This window comes from Roseofilum sp. Guam, assembly GCF_017746735.1.
In the GTDB taxonomy this organism is placed as follows: Bacteria; Cyanobacteriota; Cyanobacteriia; order Cyanobacteriales; family Desertifilaceae; genus Roseofilum; species Roseofilum reptotaenium.
Genome location: NZ_JAGHZN010000021.1, coordinates 59,594 through 79,369 on the forward strand (window position 1 = coordinate 59,594; position 19,776 = coordinate 79,369).

Sequence of the window (19,776 nt, forward strand, 5' to 3'; positions counted from 1 at the left end):
TTAGGCACAAAGCTTATGGCTGTCGCTGACCTGAACAGGGGGTTGGGGGATCGAGACCATATCCCCTGTTCATTGACTGATGACTATTACAGAGCCAACTCAAAGACTTCATCGGGGTCATCCCGATCTTTGCGTTCCAAAATCGTGTTGATGATGTTGCACAACAGATGCATACTTCCCTTATAACCAACAGAGGGGAAGAAACTGTGACCAACACGGTCTAAGATCGGCCAACCAAACCGGACTAAGGGGATATCTTCCGAACGGGCAATATATTTGCCATAAACGTTGGTAATGAGTAGATCCACAGGATTAGTCTTGATCAGTTGATGTAGATAGAACAGATCCGTATCATCTTTGACGATCGCATCGGGAACCCATTCTTCCAAGATTTCTTTACAGCGCGTGGTGAAATATTTGGAAGCTGTTCCAGTGATCACATACATGGGTTTAGCGCCACAACTGACGAGAAACTCAGTTAAAGGAACAATTTGATCGGGATCTCCAGCTAAAGCGACTCGCTTGCCATAGAGATATTGCTGCATATCCGTCATCAAGTCTACTAACCGACCCCGGTCATCTTTCAAGGACTCTGGAACGGCTGCACCTGTGGTTTCTATAATTGCTTGGATAAAGCGATCCGTTGCGGCAATACCGATGGGTAAATCCAACAACTGATAGGGAACCTTGCATTTATTTTCCAGTTCTTTCGCCGCTTGTTTCGAGGCATCTGGCCCCAGAGCCAGAGTTGCGATGCTATCGCCAGTAGTATGCAACGCTTCCACGGAGGTTCCTCCCTTGGGATACATCTCAAATGTTCCCGTTTGCGGCGTATCCACCACATCACTGGTATCTGGGAAGACTACAGAGTTCACCCCAATTTGATCCAGCAGATGCTTAATCTGGCGGATATCGGACGGTTCTACATATCCCGGAATCACATTAATTTGCTGTTGGGGAGTTTCAGTCTTCTCTGAAAGGTACTTGACAATCCCAGCCGTCATATTTGACCAACCCGTCACATGAGTTCCCACATAACTGGGGGTATTGGCATGAATGACCACTTTACCTTCGGGGATAATCCCACTTTCCCGCGCTTCCCGAATCAACGTCGGAATATCATCTCCAATGGTTTCTGACAGACAGGTGGTATTAATCGCAATTACATCAGGGTCGTACAGTTTGTACATAGTTGTGAAAGCTTGACGCAAGTTTGCACCACCACCAAAGACGGCTGAACCTTCAGTAAACGAACTGGTTGCTGCCATGATCGGGTCGCGATAATGACGAGTTAGGTGCGATCTATGGTAAGAACAACATCCTTGTGAGCCATGGGAATGGGGTAAGCATCCATGAATTCCTAATGCGGCGTACATAGCCCCGATGGGTTGGCACGTTTTGGCGGGGTTAACCCGTAGTGCTTTGCGTTCTACAACTTCTTTGGGGGTTGCTTCTAACATGATTTTCTCTCCGAGTTGGGATGAATGAAGGGTGAGAGTTGCAACGAGTTCAGGACAAACCCCCTGCAACTGGAGGAGGGAGGGTAGGGACTTTCCAGCCCGTTAACCCTAATCCCAAGGGGCTTTGATGTATTGCCAAGTGGGGCTATTGACTCGTAGATCCACATCTTTGGCAAAGTTGACTGCACCTCGGAAACCAGCAAAGGGCCCACCGTAGTCATAATTGTGCAACTGCTTGCAAGGTACGCCGAATTTCTCAATCACGTACTTGTCTTTAATTCCAGAACCAATCAGATCGGGTTTAAAGCGTTTGATCAACACATCGAGTTCATGGTGAGAAATGTTGTCTACTAGCAATGTGCCTTCACCCATATCGGGCATCATGCCTTTGTAGTCATTCATGATCTTCTCGTTACGCAGGCGTTCCATTTCTGCATCCGATGGAGGATTATAGCGCTCTGGATCCCGTTCTACATCCAATTCTTCAATGTTGCGACTGTCTGCATCCACCTTGATATTCGGTAGGGCTTGCCGTCCTTCGTAGTCATCCCGGTGAGCAAACTCATAGCCTGCTACAATGGTTTTCATGCCGAGATCTGCAAATAGTTCTTGGTAGTGATGGGCCCGGGAACCGCCAACGAACAAGAATACCGTTTTTCCTTCGAGTCGTTTGCGGTACTGGGTCAACTGAGCTTCGGCGATCGCCAATTCTTCTACAATCACATCTTCAACCCGTTGAATCAAAGCTGGATCATCAAAGAACTTAGCGATCTTACGTAAACTCTTGGCAAAAGCATGAACGCCAATAAAGTTCACTTTCATCCAAGGCGTGCCATATTTCTCTTCCATCATGGAAGCCATATAGTTAATGGAACGATGGCACATGACCAAATTCACTTTGGCTAAATGAGCCTTGATCGCATCATCATAAGAGGCATCGCCACTAAATGTGGAAACCACTTTAATGCCACATTTTTCCAGCACCCGCTCAATTTCCCAAGAGTCACCCCCGATGTTATATTCACCCATCAGGTTAACGGTAAATCCTTCGATTTCTTCCGTTTCAGTATCATTTCCAATCCAATGTTTGAAGAAACCATTGTTGGCAATATGGTGTCCTGCGGATTGACTGACTCCTTTATATCCTTCACAGTTAAAGGCAACGACCGGAAGTCCCAGTTTTTGCGTCATTTCCCTAGCTGCACCTTGGATATCATCTCCAATTAATCCCACCGGACAAGTGGAGTGAACCGTAATCGATTTGGGTTGGAAAATATCATAGGCTTCTTGCACCGCCTGCTTTAACTTATTCACGCCACCAAACACAACATCATGTTCGTTCAAATCGGTGGAGAAGCAATAGTGTAAAAATTCTTTGCCATCTTCTCTCGGTTTAAACTGATTGCGTCGAGTTAACCAAGAATAATAGGAACACCCAATCGGACCATGAACGATGTGTACGCAGTCACCAAATGGCCCCACAACCACACCTTTACATCCCGCAAAAGCACATCCTCTCTGAGTTATAATTCCGGGAGTTGTACGGGCATTAGCGTTAATTTCTTGCTCCGGAATAGATGGGTCACGAACAACAATATGTTTGCTCCGTTTGCGAGCGACTTTCTTCGGATAGGCTCCAATGATTTCCGCAATACTATCCTGGGTCTCTTCCAGACTTATGGGAGACGGAGAAAGCATCACACCTTGTTGTGCCTGTTGGGATTCTGATTCAAAATCAGTCGTCGGTGATAATTTTTCAGTCATGGTTTTCTCTCCATTATGTTTGGGGTTCGTAAAGACGAGAGAAGAGAACAATATTTAGAGTTAATCTGCTTTTTATTTCCGATCTCCCGTCCCGAATTAATCTCACAGTAAATCCGGCTAGTTTGAGATAAATTCTCCTATCATTCGATGTCAACTAGATTAGGGACTACTTTAGGCAAAAAACATGCCTGAACCCATTTCATCGATCGCAAAATTTCCTTTTTCGCGAGTCCGAATCCGAATACTGTCGAGTACTGGCACTACAAAGATCTTGCCATCTCCAGCATTCCGAGTTTGATTGACCTTGATGATGGTATTGACTACTTCTTTGACCAACTCATCAGGAACAACTAAACTAACCAAACGCTTGGGAATTAAGCGAGGAACATGAGCGAGTAACGGCAATACCTCTGATGCATCTTCAGGATGCTTATTTAAGGCATCTACCACTTCTGCTTCCATGGCTTGCCGTCCTCGACCGGCAACTTTCACGGCATTAAATCCAGGAAAACCTGCCTTAATCAAGGCTTCTTTGGTCTCATGCATTTTGTTCATGCGAATAATCGCAATAACTTCTTTCATGTCTCTTTCCTCAGTGTTAATCTACAGTAGAATTACAATTGTTAGGGGTTGAACGATTGGTTAAACTGGTGATTCGTGTTGGATATATTCTTCGGGAAAATATGACCCCTAACAATCAGCAATACGGCGATCAATCTGGATCTAAGTCGTCACTAAGGTTCGAGGAGAAGTTTCTGGGGTTGCCGGGACTGAAACTTGAGCGGTTTCTTTAACACCTGTACTGACGGTGTAGATTTCTTCAACTGGAGTTACGAAGATTTTTCCATCTCCATAAGCTCCTTCGGTTCCGGTGCGGGCGCTGTCAAGAATAATCCGAATGACGCTGTCTTTATCTTCGTCGGGGACGACAAACATTAACAGTTCTTTGGGCAGTTCATCGTAGTGAACGTTCCCAATTTTTAAACCCCGTTGTTTGCCTCGACCGTAAACATCAATTTTGGTGACGGCGGGAAAGCCTGCATTCAACAAGGCTTGCATCACATCAGTGGCTTTTTCTGGTCGAACAATGGCTCGAATAGCGACTGGCATTTGAGTTTTTCCTCCTCAAAAATGAGAAAATACAACAAAAGGAATGGATGTCCGTTGAGAATACGGGGGTATCCTTAACCGAATAATCCATATTTCACGAGTAATTTTTCCAGGTCATCATTAGACACGGGAGTAGGAATGACTTGATTGGTATTTTCATCAATGGCTTTAGCCAAGTTGCGATAATGTTGCGCTTGTTCGGATTCGGGAGCGTATTCAATCACCGTCTTCCGGTTTAATTCTGCCCGTTGCACCATGTTGTCCCGTGGCATGAAGTAAATCATTTGTGTGCCTAATGCGTCGGCTAAAGCTGTGATCAGTTCTGCTTCTCGGTCAACTTTACGGGAGTTACAAATCAATCCACCTAACCGAACACCACCAGACTCGGCATATTTCATAATACCTCGACAAATGTTGTTGGCAGCATACATTGCCATCATTTCACCAGAGGTGACAATATAGATTTCTTGAGCTTTGCCTTCGCGGATGGGCATGGCAAATCCACCACAAACTACGTCTCCTAAAACGTCGTAGAAGGCATAGTCTAAACCAACTTGTTCTTCATAGGCTCCGAGTTGTTCGAGCATACTGATGGAGGTAATAATCCCCCGTCCTGCACAACCGACACCCGGTTCTGGCCCACCGGATTCAACACATAAAGTTTTCCCAAAGCCTTCTTTGCGGATGTCTTCTAAGTCTACGTCATCGCCTTCTTCGCGTAAGGTATCTAAGACGCTTTTCTGGTGTAAGCCACCGAGTAGTAACCGAGTGGAGTCAGCTTTGGGGTCACAACCGACAATCATGACTTTGCGGCCTAATTCAACTAACCCAGCAACTGTATTTTGAGTGGTGGTTGATTTACCAATTCCGCCTTTTCCGTAAACAGCGATTTTCCTCATGATTAAACCTCCTGTTTGGGGTAGTTAAGTAATGGCTTACAGAGGAATCAATAGAGTGGGGGTGGTTTAAGACTTCCTCTCTCTATTGACAAATATAAGCCACTACGATTAAAGAGAATAACTTCTGAAACACTGACAATATACTCTGCAAAGTTTTCCTGTAACTGGATGGGTTCAAGGATGACTTCACTTTTCTTGCCTACGAATATAGTTATAAACTTTTAAAAGTAAAATAACTGTATATGTGACTACATAAAACACATTTTTTGATTCAATAAAAGTGATTTTGCTTACTTTTTATGTTTTCTATTTTAAACAATTACTTTGTTGCTAATTCTTTGAGCTTTCCTGGCAAAAACTGGATTAAAGAGATGCAAAAAATGAGATTGTTTAAATGTGTTTAAAGGTTAATTTATTATAACAATATTTTTAAACTAATTCCTAATATACAGGGCTATATCATGACAAAAGCACGGCTAAACCGTGCTTTAGATAAGGGTTATATGGATTATTGGGTGAAGATAGAGCAGGTTTATTCCTAAGTCTATAGAGTGCTATTCAACGGCAATGACGATTAAATCATCTGAGACGCGATCGCGCAAGGTTTGCTCAATGCCTTGCTTTAAAGTCGTCAGCACGCTTGGACAACTACCACAGGCTCCTTTTAAGATGACTTTAACGAGATTATTTTCTATGTCGTAAAGCTCCACATCACCGCCATCCATAGCCACCATCGGACGAATTTCATCATTTAAAATTTGTTGAATTAACGTAATCTTTTGTAATGTGGTTAATGGGGGCAATTCAGATGCCGGTTCTGGAGAAGCACTGGCGAGTTTTTCGGCTAATTCGACGCAGGTTTCAACAGCAACCTGGTTCATATGCTGCTGTTGTTTTCGTTCTTGGGTCACTTCAGCCAAGATATCGTCGATCTCAGCCAGACAAGAACCACAACCGCCGCCTGCTTTGATATAGTTCGTGACTTGTTCGGCTGTGGTGAGATGATTGTCCTGGATAATGCGTTTAATTTTGCCTTCGGTGATGGCAAAGCAGCGACAAACTAAGGGACTTTCGTCTTCTTCTTCGGCTTCTAGGGGAATGCCTTTGTAGTTGTAAATGGCTGCTTCTAGGGCTTCTTGTCCCATGACGGAGCAGTGCATTTTTTCTTCGGGAAGCCCTCCTAAAAAGTCGGCAATCTCTCGGTTGCTGAGGGTTAGGGCTTGATCGAGGGTCATGCCTTGAATAAGATCGGTTAAGGCAGAAGAGGAGGCGATCGCACTGGCGCATCCAAAGGTTTGAAACCTGGCATCAATAATTTGTTCGGTTTGAGTATTGACTTTTAGGTGCAACCGCAAGGCATCGCCACAAGCGATACTACCGACATCACCGACAGCAACGGTTTCATATTCTTCACAGTCGGAGGAGGTAATTTCCCCCATGTTATGAGGATTGTTAAATAAATCGATCACTTTATCCGTATAGTCCCACATGGTTCTAGCAGCTCCCTTGAGTTTGAATGGTTAGAAAGGTTGGTCAATGGCTATAGATTTAGCGAGTCTGAGCCAGTTGTTTATCCCCCACTGAACTCAACCAACCGTGCTGTTCGTCGGTGGCATCTTTGAAGGGGGAAATTTGGCGGAGTCGCTCTACAACTTTGGGCATCACTTGCAATACCTGGTCGATTTCTGCGTCGGTGGTATACCGAGATAGGCTAAAGCGAATGGAACCGTGCAAAATGGTGTAGGGCAGTCCCATGGCTTGCAGAACGTGGGACGGTTCTAGGGAACCGGAGGTGCAAGCCGATCCGGAGGACGCACAAATTCCATAGCGATCGAGGGAGAGTAAGATGGCTTCTCCTTCGATGTACTTAAAGCCGATATTGGTGGTGTTGGGCAGTCTTAAGGCAGGATGTCCATTGAGCTGGGTATGGGGAATGGTGGTTAAAATGCTTTGTTCGAGGCGATCGCGCAACTGTCGGACTTGCTTATTTTCAGTCTCCATCGACTGCATGGCCAACTCAGCCGCTTTCCCCAGAGCAATGATACCGGGTACATTTTCCGTTCCTGCACGTCTGCCGCGCTCCTGATGTCCCCCAATTAAAAGGGGCCGAAACCTTACCCCTTTGCGAACATACAAGGCCCCAATACCTTTTGGAGCGTGCAATTTATGTCCAGATAACACCAGAAAATCTACGGTACTCTCTTTCATGTTCAGGGGCACTTTACCCACCGCTTGTACCGCATCTACATGGAACAAAATGCCCCGTTCTTTGACAATGCGCCCAATTCTTTCGATGGGGAAGAGGGTTCCCGTTTCATTGTTCGCGCACATGACGGACACTAAAGCCGTATCCTCTGTCAACGCTGCCTTCAATTCATTTAAATTGAGTTGCCCTTTCTCATTTACGCCTAAATAGGTGGTGGTATAGCCTTGCTTTTCTAACCGCTTACAGAGGTTAATAATGGCCGGGTGTTCAACTTGAGTGGTAACAATATGGCGCTTATCGGGATAACTGGCTAAGGCAGCCCGAATAGCAGCATTATCCCCTTCTGTACCGCAACTGGTGAAGATCATTTCATCAGGTTGAGCGCCTAATAATTGGGCCACATGTTCCCGTGCTTTTCGTACCGGTTTGGCCAATTGTCCTCCGAAGGTATGCATACTGGAAGGATTCGCATAATAGTCCTGTAAGTAGGGAAGCATGGCTTCTAAAACTTCGTCGGCAATCCGGGTGGTTGCATTATTATCGAGATAAATTGTTGAGGGTCGTGCGTCCATGGTTTCGATGAGGATTGAGGATAATTTGGACAAACATGAATAGCTAAAAATGGCCAATAGCCCGCGTTCTACTCGATGGAGATCTAACGCGCTAGTCTGGGTTATCTTGGCGCTCTATTGATTGAATGGATTTCTCAACCCATTGACTGTAAAAATCTAAGACAGCAGTTTCGATTGTGTTGTAAACTTGTACGACTTCAATCCCGGCTTCTTGGAGGCGACTTTCCGGTAGTGCGCCAATTTTAGCCACTAAAACTGCTGTGCAATCGGATAAAGCCGCAATGTTCTCGCTCAGGTCTCCTGGGCCTCCTTCTGGGCCATGACAATAGGGTTTAACCGGGCGGTTTTCGAGCAATTGAGCTTGATGAGCATCAACTTCATAGATGAGGAACTCGCGAGCATGGCCGAAATGCTCGTTGGTTAAACCCTTGTCCTTACTGGCCACTGCAACTCGAATTTGGGGGGGGGGTTTGACAACAGTTGAAGCTGTCATAGTCATAATCTCCTTGCCTGAATGAGAGTTAGGGGCTATCGAGGCAAAAAGGAGAGTGTTATCAGTGTGTTATCCGTATTACCCAATCAAGAGAGTCAATACCTGATAAATAGGAAAAATCTTGACTCTTTATTGATCGGATGTTTTATAGATTCGTTATTCTCTTGTGCCAGTTATACCTCATCTGAATAGGAAGATAAGTTTGATCAATCACAACTTTATGTTTTCTTTATAGTCTTTTAATTAAATCCTTTTACTGCATGATGACTATCGGAAAAATGCAACCTTTAAATCATCAGTGGAAGTTGGACTGGAGATCGCCAGTTTAAAATGACCATGACTTTCAAGTCCTAGATCGGAACTGGTTATCGATAAAAAATAGGGATTTATGTTGAGGTAAATCAAGGGATAAAATCAATGAATTTACTGCATGATTGGACAATAAAGTTAGCTATCAACAGGGAAAAGCCCTAAAAATCAACCATCTATTCATATAGACAAAGTATAGACAAACCTCACATAAATTGAATTGGAAAAATGTGATGTTTTTCAAGAAAAACTGGTACGCTTAAGGGGATCGTACTGTCGGAGTTGGTAGGCTAGTCATGGTATTTACATTGCCGATAGAAACAACCCAAACCAATTCACAATTGAGTTTAGGGCGAGTTTTGGTCGTCGAAGATGAAGAACTGATTCGAGAAACGGTGGCCCTATCCTTACGGGATGAAGGATTTGAGGTGATCGCGGCTGAAGATGGTCGGGGAATTGTGGAATTATTTCATCAACAACAGGAAGGAGGCGATCGCCCGATAGAATCCATTGATGCGATCGTTCTCGATCTGATGCTACCTTCGATCAATGGTCTTGACCTTTGCCGTTGGCTGCGTCAAAGAGGTCATACTGTACCTATCCTCATTCTCAGTGCCAAAGGCTCAGAAACCGATCGCGTCGTCGGGTTAGAAGTTGGAGCAGATGACTACCTTACCAAACCATTCGGCGTGCGAGAATTAGTAGCTAGAGTGCGCGCCCTCCTGCGGCGCAACCGCTATCCCATTCCCGAATCTTGTCCCTCAGTCCTGAGAATCAAAGACATTACCCTATTACCCCAAGAGTGCCGCGTCATCGTCCGCGACCAAGAAATTAACCTCTCTCCCAAAGAATTCCGCTTACTCGAACTCTTTATGAACCATCCTCGACGAGTGTGGTCGCGAGACCAACTGATCGAGCGCATTTGGGAACCCGACTTCATGGGAGATACTAAAACCGTAGATGTACATATTCGTTGGCTACGCGAAAAAATTGAACTCGACCCCAGTCACCCAGAATATTTACTGACGGTTCGTGGATTTGGATACCGCTTTAGCTAACCGAAATCGCACCATTGAAAATGCGATCGCAACCCTAGGCGATGAGGTGATAGATGAGGTGATAATCAAGGAAAGCTATGCTTGTGCCACTACTCGGATTCTTACTGGGATTAGCGGTAGGCTTGCTCCTATGGCTAGGATGTCAATTTCGCTTAGAACGACAAATCAAGCGAATCCTACCTGAATTGACCTCTGGTTCAGGACTGATGCGCCGGTTCCCAGAACGTCTAGTAAGGGCGATCGCCCATCAACGGAAACATCAATACCATCTACAACAAGACATAGATTACTGGAAATCAATCCTCACTTGTGCCCCCCTAGGCCATTTACAAGTTGACGATCAAAATCAACTTATCTGGTGCAACGCCCAAGCCTATCAACTCTTTGGCATTAGTCCTCCAGAACTCAACAGTCCTCGCCTACTGCTGGAAATTGTTCGGTCCTATGAGTTAGATGAACTGATCGACCAAACCCGCACGACCCAAAAACCGGTTGAAAAATACTGGAACTTTCAACCGATTGCGCCAAGGGTAGAACCTCAGAATACCCAGCGATCGCTCAAACCCAAAATCGCCCTGAAAGCCTATAGTATTCCCCTGTCAAAAGGTCGGGTTGGAGTCTTCTTGGAAAACTGCCAAGAACTGCTCACTTTAGCCAACCAGCGCGATCGGGCGTTTTCCGATGTTGCCCATGAACTCAAAACTCCCCTGACCTCCATTCGTCTCGTTGCCGAAACCCTTCAAACTCGCCTCGATCCGCCCCTGCGCAACTGGATCGATCGCCTCCTTTCCGAAGTCATTCGCCTTAGCGATATTGTCCAAGTCCTCCTCGATCTGAGTCAACTCGAACGAGGATCGTCCTATAGCCTCAACTGGAAACCCATTAACCTACCTGACCTGATCCGCTCCTCCTGGATCGCCCTCGAACCCCTAGCCCGTCAGAAACAACTCCAACTGCAATATTCTGGCCCAGAACGGCTATTGATCCACGGCGACGAACATCGCTTATGTCGCGTGTTCATTAATCTCCTTGACAACAGCATTAAATATAGTCCCCTCCAAGGTCAAATATGGGTTAAACTCAGTATAGAAGAATGCCCAAACTCAACCACTCCATCTCAGAAATGGGTGCATCTTGAAGTTATTGACGGCGGTGTAGGTTTCCCAGAAACTGACTTACCCTATGTCTTCGAGCGCTTTTATCGGGGAGAACCCTCCCGTGCTAGAGTCCTCTCCAGTAGCCAAACTGCTCCTGCTGTGTCCTCCAATTCATCTGACCCTCCCCGTACCCCCTTAACTCACAGTAGTGGATTAGGATTGGCCATTGTCCGGCAAATTGTCGAAGCTCATCAAGGATGGGTCAAGGCCAGTAACCATCTAGAAACCGGAGGAGCATGGATTGAAATTTATCTCCCTCAACAGCCATCAGGGGATTTCAATAAGCCTTAATCTCTACCTTGATTAATTCTCACCTCCCCTAGTTCGTTCAGACTGCTGAGTTAAGGCAAAGGTAATCATTTTAAGTTTTTGAATTTTGAATTTTTAATTGAACTCCCCCCGTTCTGGGCAACTTCTTGTAAGATTTGTAAAGATTACCCAGTTGTCAGCAACTGGGACTGCCAGTCAAGCAAAACTTTTTTCTTCGCTAATCTCTTAACCTAACCCTAAAACTGGTGAGTATCACAACAATGATGGAGGCTGATTCGAGTCATCTACCCAGGGATGAACGATTACAAAAAATTTTATCTCGTTGGGGTGTTGCGTCCCGACGACAGGCAGAGGTGATGATCCAACAGGGTCGCATTCGTATTAATGGTCAGGTGGTTCATCAACTCGGCCAGAAAGCGAACCCCGATCGCGATGCGATCGAAATTGATGGTTCTCTTCTCTCCCTTCACCATCGTCCCCAACCCCTTTACCTCTTACTGAACAAACCCCTAGGAGTGATTTGCACCTGTGCCGATCCTCAAAATCGCACTACCGTTTTAGACCTCCTTCCTCCTACTCTGTCTCACCATACCGGTATTCACCCGGTCGGTCGCTTAGATGTTGATTCGACGGGGGCAATTTTGCTCACCAATGATGGAGACTTGACCTTTCAGATGACTCACCCTCGCCATAGTATCCCCAAAACCTATCGCGTTTGGGTAGAAGGAATTCCCCCAGAATCGGTTCTCGAAGACTGGAGAAACGGTATAGTCTATGAAAACATCCAAACTCTACCCGCTAAAGTCAGGCGAATGAGATCGCAAGGCACTCACAAAACTTTGCTGGAAATTGTCTTATGGGAAGGTCGGAATCGGCAAATCCGTAAGGTGGCCCAAACCCTAGGGTATCCCGTGCTTAGTCTCCATCGGAGTGCTATTGGCTCAATTCAACTCAAAGCCTTACCTAAAGGGCAATATCGATATCTGAGAGCCTTGGAAATTACAGCTTTGAGAGGAAACTGTGGTACAAACAGATCGGTGGTGAAGGAGCGTAATTGATGAAGAAACAGAAAACCATACAATCCTCAGTCAATGAGTTTGATTCCTTGAAGAGCGTCTTAATTGACCTGGGGTCTCAATTACGAGATCGCCGTCAGGGAAAAGGTTTGAGTTTAGACTACATTGCCACAAAAACCCGTATCCGACAACGCCTACTCGGGGCGATCGAAGAGGGAAAACTTGAACAACTCCCAGAACCCGTTTATGTCCATTATTTCCTCAGACGCTATGCCGATTTTTTAGGACTCGATGGTTCTAGCTTTGCCAGTCCCTTCCCTTCAGAGTCTCGATTTAACTTGCTCAAGGCCTCTTGGATGCGTTGGCCCATGTGGCAACTGCGCCCGGTTCATTTGTATTTGTTATATGTGGCTATTATTTTTGGTTCCGTCAATGGGCTATCCTATTGGATTGAACGTTCTGTGGGGTCGTCTGTCGATTATTTAGTTGAACAACCTGCACCAGAAATCGAAGCGATCGCCTCTAGCCCTCCTTCTCCCCCCTCAGTAGTTCCCTCAGAATCCTCCCCCGCTTCCCTAGTCGTCAAATCTGAACCCGATCCGAACTCCATCGAACCGGTTCGGGTCAGCGTGATCGTCACTGAACCGTCTTGGATATTGATTGAAGCGGATGGAGAAACCGCTTTTGAAGGAACTCTGACCGAAGGAACCCAACAAACCTGGGTCGCCAATCAAAAATTGATTATCGTAGCGGGTAATGCTGGAGCAGTTTCTGTTGCCCTCAACGAAGGGAAATCCGAAAAACTGGGAGAACCGGGTGCTGTAGAAGAAGTGATCTTTACAGCGAACCAGCTCTCTCGCAGTTAACTGCCCTTTGAGGATCTGCCGTAGAGTTGGGTGAGCAGTTGGAGGCGATCGCACAACCATGTACCAATCGAGTCTGGACGATAACGCCAACTCCAATTTCCCTCAGCCTGTCCAGGAGTATTCATCCTTGCTCGCTCATCTAAACCCAACAAGTCCTGCATGGGAATAATGGCCCAATTGGCCACAGAAGACAAGGCCAAGCGAATGAGATCCCAATGAATACCATTGGGACTCAAATGACCCAAATAATTCACCACGCGATCGCACTCCCAATCGGGTAGATCGTTCTCAAACCAACCCAAAGTCGTATTATTATCATGGGTTCCCGTATAAACCAAGCAGTTGCGCGGTAGATTGTAGGGCAAAAACGGGTTCCCCGCATCGGAACCAAACGCAAAATGTAAGACCCTCATCCCTGGAAATCCAAACTTATCCCGCAGAGCTTCCACCTCTGGGGTAATCACCCCCAAATCTTCAGCTAATATGGGTAGCTTACCTAACGTCTGCTCCAATTTCTCAAAAAATGCTTCTCCAGGGGTGGGCATCCAAGTGCCATTTATCGCCGTTTCTTCCCCTTCAGGAACTGCCCAAAAGGACTCAAAACCCCGGAAATGATCGATCCGAATCCAGTCCACATACTCTAACATGGTCTGAAAGCGATGAATCCACCACTTAAAATCAGTCTTTTTTAGATACTCCCAGTCATACACTGGATTTCCCCATAACTGACCGGTTTCACTAAAATAATCCGGAGGAACACCTGCCATCAGTTCCGGTTGACCGGTTTCTGGATCGATCAAAAAGTTATCTCGGTTAGCCCAGACATCCGCACTATCATGGGCAACATAAATGGGAATATCCCCAATAATTTCCACATTCTGCTGATTGGCATAGGCTTTGAGCGCTGCCCATTGTTGAAAAAACTTAAATTGGGTAAATTGGTGGTAGAAAATTCTCTCTTGTAACCGCTCTTGAGACGCTTTCAGAGCGCTTTGTTCCCGGTTAATTAACGCTTCATCCCATTCATACCAAGGTTTCCCCTCCCGATCGTCCTTGAGGGACATATACAAAACATAATCCTCGAGCCAACTGGCTTTTTCTTGGCAAAAGGTTTCAAAGGCTTCTTGAGTTTCGCTGGAGTTTTCAATTTGTACCTGAAAGTTTTGGCAGGCTTTTTCCAATAGGGCTGTTTTAACGGCAATTACCCGCTCAAAGTCTACCCAATCTAGGGGAAATTCAGGCAAATGAAGAAAATCCTCTTCTTGGAGTAAACCGTCATCCTTGAGATGCTCAGGACTAATGAGCATGGGATTACCAGCCATGGCTGAATAGCACATATAGGGGGAATTCCCAAAACCGGTTGGCCCTAAAGGCAAGATTTGCCACAGTTTTTGGTGCGTGTGGGCAAGAAAATCAACAAAGCGATATGCTTCGTGGCCTAAGTCTCCAATACCAAACCGACTCGGAAATGAAGTGGGATGGAGTAAGATGCCACTAAGTCTAGAAGAGGGCATATTCTACAATTGGCGTATTTCGCAGCTAACATGATGACCTTATCATGTTCTTGGGGTGTCCTTGGGTTTAAATTTGGGGAAGATGCAAATCTTTAAATATCTGACTTGACTATGCAGTATCGTAATCCTACGCCTACGGTTGATATCATTATTGAGATGATTGACCGCCCTGAACGCCCGATTGTGTTGATTGAACGTAAAAATCCTCCCTTCGGATGGGCAATTCCTGGGGGATTTGTTGATTATGGGGAGTCGGTGGAAACGGCGGCTATCCGAGAGGCGAAGGAGGAAACCGGGTTATCAGTGGAGTTGGTGGAGCAGTTCCATGTGTATTCTGAGCCGGGGCGCGATCCTCGCCAGCATACCTTATCGGTGGTGATGATTGCGGCAGCGATGGGTGAACCCCAGGCGGCTGATGATGCTCAGAATTTGGATTTGTTTGAGTTGTGGCAAGTGCCGCCTAATTTATGTTTTGACCATGACAGCATTTTGAAAGATTATTGGATGTACCGCAATTATGGCTTGCGTCCCCGATTGTTTTAAGTGGATAGAGGAAGAAGAATGACTCGTAAAGTGGTTAATACTCAGAGCGCTCCAGCTCCTGTTGGGCCCTATAATCAGGCGATCGCCGCGACAGGTCAGATGTTGTTTGTTTCTGGTCAAATTGCGATCGATCCCAGCACCAATCAATTAGTCCATACCGATGATGTGGCCAAACAAACGGAACAGGTGATGAATAACCTGAAAGCGGTTTTAGCCGAGGCTGGCGCTTCCTTTGCAAATGCCGTGAAAATGACTATTTTCCTTAAGGATATGAATGATTTTGCTACCGTAAATCAGGTCTATTCAGGTTATTTTGACCCGGAGAATGCCCCCGCTCGCGCGTGTGTAGAGGTGTCGCGCTTGCCGAAGGATGTTTTGGTCGAAATTGACTGTATTGCCGTTCTTTAGGGAAACAGGGAATGGGGAATGGGGAACAGGCAATAGTTCTCCGCGTCTCCCTATCCCCCCACTCTCCTATCCCACCAATTCTGCTGGTGAAGACCGGCGAAGGGCAACCGGTTCAGCTTGGGAGAGGCGATCGCTGCCCTTTAACTGCTTTAATTGATCTAATAGGGTCTCCAGCAGTTCAATATGATCTTGGGTAAAGAAAATTGAGAACCCATTACCCCCTAAAGAATATCCCGGTACATAGAGCGAAACCTGATCGTGACGAGGGTGACTGGTCAAAATCGTCATTTCCGTGCCATCGAGCTTATAGGTTGTATCTGTCCAAGTTTGAGCCATCGTTCCGCCTCCAATTCATGCGTTGATTATTTTTTCAACACCCTTATCCTAGCCCAAACTTCTCCTGACTGGCAACCCCTTTTTTGATTTTTTATTCAAACTAGAGATAGGATAGATTTGTAATGGAGAAAACGAATGACCACAGAAACATTTGGTAAAATTCTGCGTAGGGCACGCAAAGACAAAGGCTATTCCCAAAGGAGCCTAGCCGCCTTGGTCAAGCTTGACTTTACCTACCTGTCCAAGCTAGAAAACGATCGCGCTGACTATCCTCCCAAAGAAGATGTCATCCGCTCCCTGGCCAAACATCTCGACCTTGAACCCGATATGTTGGTTTGTCTAGCTGGACGCATTCCTCACCAATATGAGGAACTGCTCAAGCAAAATGCCCAAGCCATGCCCATGCTCCTGAGACGCTTACGAGAAAACCCTGACTTCGCCGAAAAAATCTTTCAAGCAGCCAACGAGGATGCACCCAGTTGAGTTTAATCAAACCCTACCGCTTTTATCCCAAACCAGAAATTGAGCGTCGGGCCAACGACCTCCTGTTACGCATGGAATTTACCCCGAACTGGAAACCCTCTTGGCCCTTAGAAGTAGACCGTATCGCTGATTTTCTAGATTTGGGAGTGGTTTGGGATCGGATTCCCTCAGACGAGTACGGGCCCATTGCGGCCCGCATTCTCCCCTTGAATCGTCAAATTGAACTTAATGAAGAAATTCTCAGTTTACCTGAAGGATTTCAATCCTCTACCCTAGCCCATGAAATCGGCCATTGGATGCTGCATATCAACCATGCAGAAGTCAGTGAAGAAGGACAACGAAATCTGAGCAGCAGTAGCGATTCTTTCTTGTGTCGTCCGAATAGTTCCTTAACCGAACTCGAATCGATTGAGTGGCAGGCACAATACTTTGCCAGTTGTCTGCTGATGCCAGAGAACATCCTTCTCGAATATTGTCATCGCCAAAATCTTACCCGATGGTCTACCCTATACCAACTCCGGGATCAATTAGGAGTTACCATCTCGAATTTAGTCAACCGTCTACAAGATTTAGGTTGGATTTACATTCCCCAGGGGTCTAGAAAACTGATGTTAGGCCCAGTGAACCGGGAATCCACAACGCAATCCTGGGGATAAGGGTTAGACGCAAACGATGGTAGGGGCGAACAGCCGTTCGCCCCTACAGATCTCATTGTTGCAGATAGATCCTGGTGTATCAACCTGAAATAATCTTGCCTAGCGAGACATACGCCGCTTGCGACGCGCAGCAACGGCTTTACGCTTGCGCTTCTCTTGAGGGGTTTCAAAATGACGGCGGCTTTTCACATCCGCAAGGATTCCGGCTTTGGATACTTGGCGCTTAAAGCGACGTAGAGCTGAATCGATTCCTTCGTTTTCTCCGACTACCACTTGGGTCATTCTTGTTCTTGTCTCCTAATTTCAGTGTATGGTTTGGGTGAATAAGTTTGATTCTATTCTATACCATTTTCATTCATTCGTAGCCCTCTCCTGTGGGAGAGAGACTTACAGTCGTAGTAGGTTGGGTTGAGGAACCGAAACCCAACGAATAGGTTGATTTTATGTTGGGTTTCACTTCGTTCAACCCAACCTACTGGATTGTTTCACCTAAAATAGGGCTTTGTTTGTAGTAAGCACTTTAGTGCTTAAAAGCCTAGCTGGAGATTGCTCAATCCCTCACTACGAACGAAATCGATCCTACACTATTAACCTTAGCGGCGCTTCAACAGGGAACCAACCGCGCCAACGGCTAAAAGTCCCAAAAGTGCAGAAGGTTCAGGGACTTTTTCCGGATTACAGGCAGAACTTGTGCTGGTAACGTCAGTTTCACACTCATCCGGTTTCCAACTGGTGGAAATATAGGAATACTTTTGCCCACCACCGGGTTTATCGGCAACATCGACTTGACTGTAAAGGGTGACCGAATCACCCAAGAAATCGATAAAATCACCCGTGGGAGCAACCCCTTGACTGGGAATGGCATCCCAATGAGTGAAAATATCATTAGGTGAAACAGCCACCGCGCTATTGAGTAAGTCTGAACCGTAGAATACCCCATCAGTAGAAGGAATCGTTAATCCACTAAACCTAGCGGGTTGCCCTGGGAAGAGACCATCAAGCATATAGTTAGCATCAAGTTGGGCATTATAATCATCAGTCCCAATCAAAATCCCTCCTCCCCGTTTGGCTAGTTCATAAACCTGATTCGCGGTAAAGTTGCCAAAGCTATTATTGGGCCCGGGAAAATCAGCTTGTGGGGTAGATGTCAAACTACGAATGTGTAAGCTGCCATCAAGCATCAAATTCGATTTCTGGGTGTAATGTTGTTTCAGAGCTTCTCGATCTGCTAGATCGAATGGAAAAGTACGACTGTAAGGACGATAATATATACTATCTAAAACCACAACATCATAGCTATGAGAGGCTAAATGGGCTGTAAGTCCTCCAGATGTTCTATGAGAAACATACGTGGTATCAAAGAGATTTCCACCACCAAAATCATCTAGAAAAGTAGACATTTCTTGACGAAGTTCACTATTGATCCAAGGATTCACGGGCGTTGTGTCCCACCACAAGACGGAAAACTGAGCAGCATTCGCTTTCGAGTTCAGGTTCAAACCGCTCCAACAGAGAACAACAGACGTTACACCAAGAGCAACGCGCTGAAGGGTGTGAGCCACTGTATCAATTCCAGATTTGTTGGTTAACATGGATTTATTCTCCTAATCGTTTTCAGTTCCAGAGCGGGGGTTGAGTCAGTGGAATCCCTCTCTGGATGGACTTAGGAGGCTGTTAAAGTTCGGTTTCTGGGTAATTTCCCGTCGGGATTTTCCCAGAAGCTTATTATCCCTCCTATTAGTTACTCTGTTTTTTGGGAGCGATTTTATGCGAATTCGCGGAAATTGTGATATTTCTTTACAAATAGATGCTCCCCAAACTGTGTTGTTTTAAGGGGGCAATCGGTTAGTTGGCGATCGCTTTATGGTATGAGTGGTGGTAAAATAAACGTGATTGGAGTATGCCAGCTAAAGATGTATTTCATAATACCGTTAAAATAGCCCTCGAAAAAGATAAATGGACAATTACTGATGAGAATCTATTTATTCAAATTGAGGATATTGATTTTTACATAGACCTAACAGCAGAGAAAATTTTAGCGGCTGAAAAAACAGGTAAAAAAATAGCCGTAGAGATCAAGTCTTTTTTAGGCCCCTCAGATGTAACTGAATTTCACCTAGCTCTGGGTCAATGTCTAAACTACCGTTCAGCCTTGAGATTAACCGAACCTGATCGGATTTTGTACTTAGCAATTCCAGTAGATGTTTATCATGAGTTTTTTAGTCGCCAGTTTATTCAAAGAATCATTAGCGAGTATCAGCTCAAATTACTGATTTTTAATCCAGATCAAGAGGAGGTTGTTTTATGGAGAGACTAAATTATCAAGAAATTGTCCAAAATATTCTAGAAAGTCATGCCAAAAATTGCTCAAATCGCCAGACCGAAGTTAAATTGTTATTTGACACGCAGCGCGATCACTATCAGGTTATGAATATGGGTTGGCAAGAGCTAAGGAGAGTATTTGGTTGCCTTGTTTACATAGAAATTAAAGAGGGTAAAATTTGGATTGAACGGGATGGTACGGAAATCGGAATAGCCAATGAATTAGTAGAAGCTGGCATTCCTAAACAGGATATTGTTTTAGCTTTTAAAGCTCCATACAGACGAAAATTTACTGATTTTGCAGCGAGTTGAGCTTACAGCACTTCGCGCGGTA

At 45.5% G+C, this 19,776-nt stretch carries 22 protein-coding genes; 10 read left to right on the top strand and 12 right to left on the bottom strand.

What is annotated here, in order from left to right; all coding sequences use genetic code 11:
• Positions 1 to 86: 86 nt before the first annotated feature.
• The 8 genes from nifK to J7529_RS10190 form a co-directional block, all read right to left on the bottom strand.
• On the bottom strand, positions 87 to 1,460 hold the full coding sequence (gene nifK, locus J7529_RS10155) for a nitrogenase molybdenum-iron protein subunit beta (RefSeq protein WP_318728873.1): 1,374 nt from the start codon (positions 1,458 to 1,460) through the stop codon (positions 87 to 89).
• A gap of 108 nt (positions 1,461 to 1,568) precedes the next feature.
• Positions 1,569 to 3,158 carry a nitrogenase molybdenum-iron protein alpha chain gene (gene nifD / locus J7529_RS10160; protein ID WP_413038863.1) on the bottom strand — a complete coding sequence of 530 codons (1,590 nt, stop codon included), beginning with the start codon at positions 3,156 to 3,158 and terminating at the stop codon, positions 1,569 to 1,571.
• A 237-nt stretch (positions 3,159 to 3,395) separates the two neighbouring features.
• Complete coding sequence (locus J7529_RS10165) at positions 3,396 to 3,806, bottom strand: P-II family nitrogen regulator (RefSeq protein WP_271937329.1); 411 nt, start codon at positions 3,804 to 3,806, stop codon at positions 3,396 to 3,398.
• Between the two features lie 141 nt (positions 3,807 to 3,947).
• Positions 3,948 to 4,334 (bottom strand): P-II family nitrogen regulator, encoded by a 387-nt coding sequence (locus J7529_RS10170; RefSeq protein ID WP_318728875.1) that lies wholly within the window; start codon positions 4,332 to 4,334, stop codon positions 3,948 to 3,950.
• Between the two features lie 74 nt (positions 4,335 to 4,408).
• Complete coding sequence (nifH, locus tag J7529_RS10175) at positions 4,409 to 5,233, bottom strand: nitrogenase iron protein (RefSeq protein ID WP_318728876.1); 825 nt, start codon at positions 5,231 to 5,233, stop codon at positions 4,409 to 4,411.
• Between the two features lie 554 nt (positions 5,234 to 5,787).
• Positions 5,788 to 6,723 carry a Fe-S cluster assembly protein NifU gene (gene nifU, locus J7529_RS10180; RefSeq protein WP_271937325.1) on the bottom strand — a complete coding sequence of 312 codons (936 nt, stop codon included), beginning with the start codon at positions 6,721 to 6,723 and terminating at the stop codon, positions 5,788 to 5,790.
• A 58-nt stretch (positions 6,724 to 6,781) separates the two neighbouring features.
• Positions 6,782 to 8,011: a cysteine desulfurase NifS gene (gene nifS, locus J7529_RS10185; protein WP_318728877.1), complete on the bottom strand. Its 1,230-nt coding sequence runs from the start codon at positions 8,009 to 8,011 to the stop codon at positions 6,782 to 6,784.
• A gap of 91 nt (positions 8,012 to 8,102) precedes the next feature.
• Positions 8,103 to 8,504 carry a NifB/NifX family molybdenum-iron cluster-binding protein gene (locus tag J7529_RS10190; RefSeq protein ID WP_318728878.1) on the bottom strand — a complete coding sequence of 134 codons (402 nt, stop codon included), beginning with the start codon at positions 8,502 to 8,504 and terminating at the stop codon, positions 8,103 to 8,105.
• A gap of 605 nt (positions 8,505 to 9,109) precedes the next feature.
• Here J7529_RS10190 and J7529_RS10195 point away from each other — a divergent pair.
• From J7529_RS10195 to J7529_RS10210, 4 genes are all read left to right on the top strand, one after another.
• Positions 9,110 to 9,871 (top strand): response regulator transcription factor, encoded by a 762-nt coding sequence (locus tag J7529_RS10195; RefSeq protein WP_271937319.1) that lies wholly within the window; start codon positions 9,110 to 9,112, stop codon positions 9,869 to 9,871.
• A gap of 77 nt (positions 9,872 to 9,948) precedes the next feature.
• Positions 9,949 to 11,319: a HAMP domain-containing sensor histidine kinase gene (locus J7529_RS10200; RefSeq protein ID WP_318728879.1), complete on the top strand. Its 1,371-nt coding sequence runs from the start codon at positions 9,949 to 9,951 to the stop codon at positions 11,317 to 11,319.
• A gap of 242 nt (positions 11,320 to 11,561) precedes the next feature.
• Positions 11,562 to 12,356, top strand: coding sequence for a pseudouridine synthase (locus J7529_RS10205; protein WP_271937380.1), 795 nt, complete (start codon positions 11,562 to 11,564; stop codon positions 12,354 to 12,356).
• Complete coding sequence (locus J7529_RS10210; RefSeq protein WP_318728880.1) at positions 12,356 to 13,180, top strand: helix-turn-helix domain-containing protein; 825 nt, start codon at positions 12,356 to 12,358, stop codon at positions 13,178 to 13,180. Before J7529_RS10205 ends, J7529_RS10210 begins: the two co-directional genes overlap by 1 nt.
• Here J7529_RS10210 and malQ read toward each other — a convergent pair.
• Positions 13,177 to 14,694: a 4-alpha-glucanotransferase gene (gene malQ, locus J7529_RS10215; protein ID WP_271937313.1), complete on the bottom strand. Its 1,518-nt coding sequence runs from the start codon at positions 14,692 to 14,694 to the stop codon at positions 13,177 to 13,179. The genes J7529_RS10210 and malQ overlap by 4 nt on opposite strands.
• A 111-nt stretch (positions 14,695 to 14,805) precedes the next feature.
• Between malQ and J7529_RS10220 the strand changes: the two genes are divergently transcribed.
• Together J7529_RS10220 and J7529_RS10225 are read left to right on the top strand one after the other, a co-directional pair.
• Positions 14,806 to 15,237 (top strand): NUDIX hydrolase, encoded by a 432-nt coding sequence (locus J7529_RS10220; RefSeq protein ID WP_271937312.1) that lies wholly within the window; start codon positions 14,806 to 14,808, stop codon positions 15,235 to 15,237.
• 18 nt (positions 15,238 to 15,255) lie between these two features.
• Positions 15,256 to 15,645 (top strand): RidA family protein, encoded by a 390-nt coding sequence (locus J7529_RS10225; protein ID WP_318728881.1) that lies wholly within the window; start codon positions 15,256 to 15,258, stop codon positions 15,643 to 15,645.
• Between the two features lie 66 nt (positions 15,646 to 15,711).
• On the opposite strand, the gene J7529_RS10230 is transcribed toward J7529_RS10225, so the two are convergent.
• The gene (locus J7529_RS10230) at positions 15,712 to 15,981 is read right to left on the bottom strand and encodes a hypothetical protein (protein ID WP_271937310.1); all 270 of its coding nucleotides are present in this window, start codon (positions 15,979 to 15,981) and stop codon (positions 15,712 to 15,714) included.
• 135 nt (positions 15,982 to 16,116) lie between these two features.
• On the opposite strand from J7529_RS10230, the gene J7529_RS10235 reads away from it, so the two are divergent.
• Together J7529_RS10235 and J7529_RS10240 are read left to right on the top strand one after the other, a co-directional pair.
• Complete coding sequence (locus J7529_RS10235; protein WP_271937308.1) at positions 16,117 to 16,464, top strand: helix-turn-helix domain-containing protein; 348 nt, start codon at positions 16,117 to 16,119, stop codon at positions 16,462 to 16,464.
• Positions 16,461 to 17,120, top strand: a complete 660-nt coding sequence (locus tag J7529_RS10240; RefSeq protein WP_318728882.1) for an ImmA/IrrE family metallo-endopeptidase — start codon at positions 16,461 to 16,463, stop codon at positions 17,118 to 17,120. The genes J7529_RS10235 and J7529_RS10240 overlap by 4 nt, the downstream gene beginning before the upstream one ends.
• Positions 17,121 to 17,219: 99 nt before the next feature.
• On the opposite strand, the gene rpsU is transcribed toward J7529_RS10240, so the two are convergent.
• Complete coding sequence (rpsU, locus tag J7529_RS10245) at positions 17,220 to 17,402, bottom strand: 30S ribosomal protein S21 (protein WP_271937305.1); 183 nt, start codon at positions 17,400 to 17,402, stop codon at positions 17,220 to 17,222.
• A 311-nt stretch (positions 17,403 to 17,713) separates the two neighbouring features.
• Complete coding sequence (locus tag J7529_RS10250; protein WP_318728883.1) at positions 17,714 to 18,712, bottom strand: PEP-CTERM sorting domain-containing protein; 999 nt, start codon at positions 18,710 to 18,712, stop codon at positions 17,714 to 17,716.
• Positions 18,713 to 19,020: 308 nt separating this feature from the next.
• Here J7529_RS10250 and J7529_RS10255 point away from each other — a divergent pair, with 308 nt between their 5' ends.
• Both J7529_RS10255 and J7529_RS10260 read left to right on the top strand, forming a co-directional pair.
• Positions 19,021 to 19,437, top strand: coding sequence for a XisH family protein (locus tag J7529_RS10255; protein ID WP_318728884.1), 417 nt, complete (start codon positions 19,021 to 19,023; stop codon positions 19,435 to 19,437).
• On the top strand, positions 19,425 to 19,754 hold the full coding sequence (locus tag J7529_RS10260; RefSeq protein WP_318728885.1) for a XisI protein: 330 nt from the start codon (positions 19,425 to 19,427) through the stop codon (positions 19,752 to 19,754). Before J7529_RS10255 ends, J7529_RS10260 begins: the two co-directional genes overlap by 13 nt.
• The last annotated feature ends 22 nt before the right edge of the window (positions 19,755 to 19,776 follow it).

Excerpts from the sequence above, each read along its gene's own strand:
- nifK (WP_318728873.1), bottom strand. The coding sequence starts at position 1,460 with ATGTTAGAAGCAACCCCCAAAGAAGTTGTAGAACGCAAAGCACTACGG.
- nifD (WP_413038863.1), bottom strand. The coding sequence starts at position 3,158 with ATGCTTTCTCCGTCTCCCATAAGTCTGGAAGAGACCCAGGATAGTATT.
- J7529_RS10165 (WP_271937329.1), bottom strand. The coding sequence starts at position 3,806 with ATGAAAGAAGTTATTGCGATTATTCGCATGAACAAAATGCATGAGACC.
- J7529_RS10170 (WP_318728875.1), bottom strand. The coding sequence starts at position 4,334 with ATGCCAGTCGCTATTCGAGCCATTGTTCGACCAGAAAAAGCCACTGAT.
- nifH (WP_318728876.1), bottom strand. The coding sequence starts at position 5,233 with ATGAGGAAAATCGCTGTTTACGGAAAAGGCGGAATTGGTAAATCAACC.
- nifU (WP_271937325.1), bottom strand. The coding sequence starts at position 6,723 with ATGTGGGACTATACGGATAAAGTGATCGATTTATTTAACAATCCTCAT.
- nifS (WP_318728877.1), bottom strand. The coding sequence starts at position 8,011 with ATGGACGCACGACCCTCAACAATTTATCTCGATAATAATGCAACCACC.
- J7529_RS10190 (WP_318728878.1), bottom strand. The coding sequence starts at position 8,504 with ATGACAGCTTCAACTGTTGTCAAACCCCCCCCCCAAATTCGAGTTGCA.
- J7529_RS10195 (WP_271937319.1), top strand. The coding sequence starts at position 9,110 with ATGGTATTTACATTGCCGATAGAAACAACCCAAACCAATTCACAATTG.
- J7529_RS10200 (WP_318728879.1), top strand. The coding sequence starts at position 9,949 with ATGCTTGTGCCACTACTCGGATTCTTACTGGGATTAGCGGTAGGCTTG.
- J7529_RS10205 (WP_271937380.1), top strand. The coding sequence starts at position 11,562 with ATGGAGGCTGATTCGAGTCATCTACCCAGGGATGAACGATTACAAAAA.
- J7529_RS10210 (WP_318728880.1), top strand. The coding sequence starts at position 12,356 with ATGAAGAAACAGAAAACCATACAATCCTCAGTCAATGAGTTTGATTCC.
- malQ (WP_271937313.1), bottom strand. The coding sequence starts at position 14,694 with ATGCCCTCTTCTAGACTTAGTGGCATCTTACTCCATCCCACTTCATTT.
- J7529_RS10220 (WP_271937312.1), top strand. The coding sequence starts at position 14,806 with ATGCAGTATCGTAATCCTACGCCTACGGTTGATATCATTATTGAGATG.
- J7529_RS10225 (WP_318728881.1), top strand. The coding sequence starts at position 15,256 with ATGACTCGTAAAGTGGTTAATACTCAGAGCGCTCCAGCTCCTGTTGGG.
- J7529_RS10230 (WP_271937310.1), bottom strand. The coding sequence starts at position 15,981 with ATGGCTCAAACTTGGACAGATACAACCTATAAGCTCGATGGCACGGAA.
- J7529_RS10235 (WP_271937308.1), top strand. The coding sequence starts at position 16,117 with ATGACCACAGAAACATTTGGTAAAATTCTGCGTAGGGCACGCAAAGAC.
- rpsU (WP_271937305.1), bottom strand. The coding sequence starts at position 17,402 with ATGACCCAAGTGGTAGTCGGAGAAAACGAAGGAATCGATTCAGCTCTA.
- J7529_RS10250 (WP_318728883.1), bottom strand. The coding sequence starts at position 18,712 with ATGTTAACCAACAAATCTGGAATTGATACAGTGGCTCACACCCTTCAG.
- J7529_RS10255 (WP_318728884.1), top strand. The coding sequence starts at position 19,021 with ATGCCAGCTAAAGATGTATTTCATAATACCGTTAAAATAGCCCTCGAA.
- J7529_RS10260 (WP_318728885.1), top strand. The coding sequence starts at position 19,425 with ATGGAGAGACTAAATTATCAAGAAATTGTCCAAAATATTCTAGAAAGT.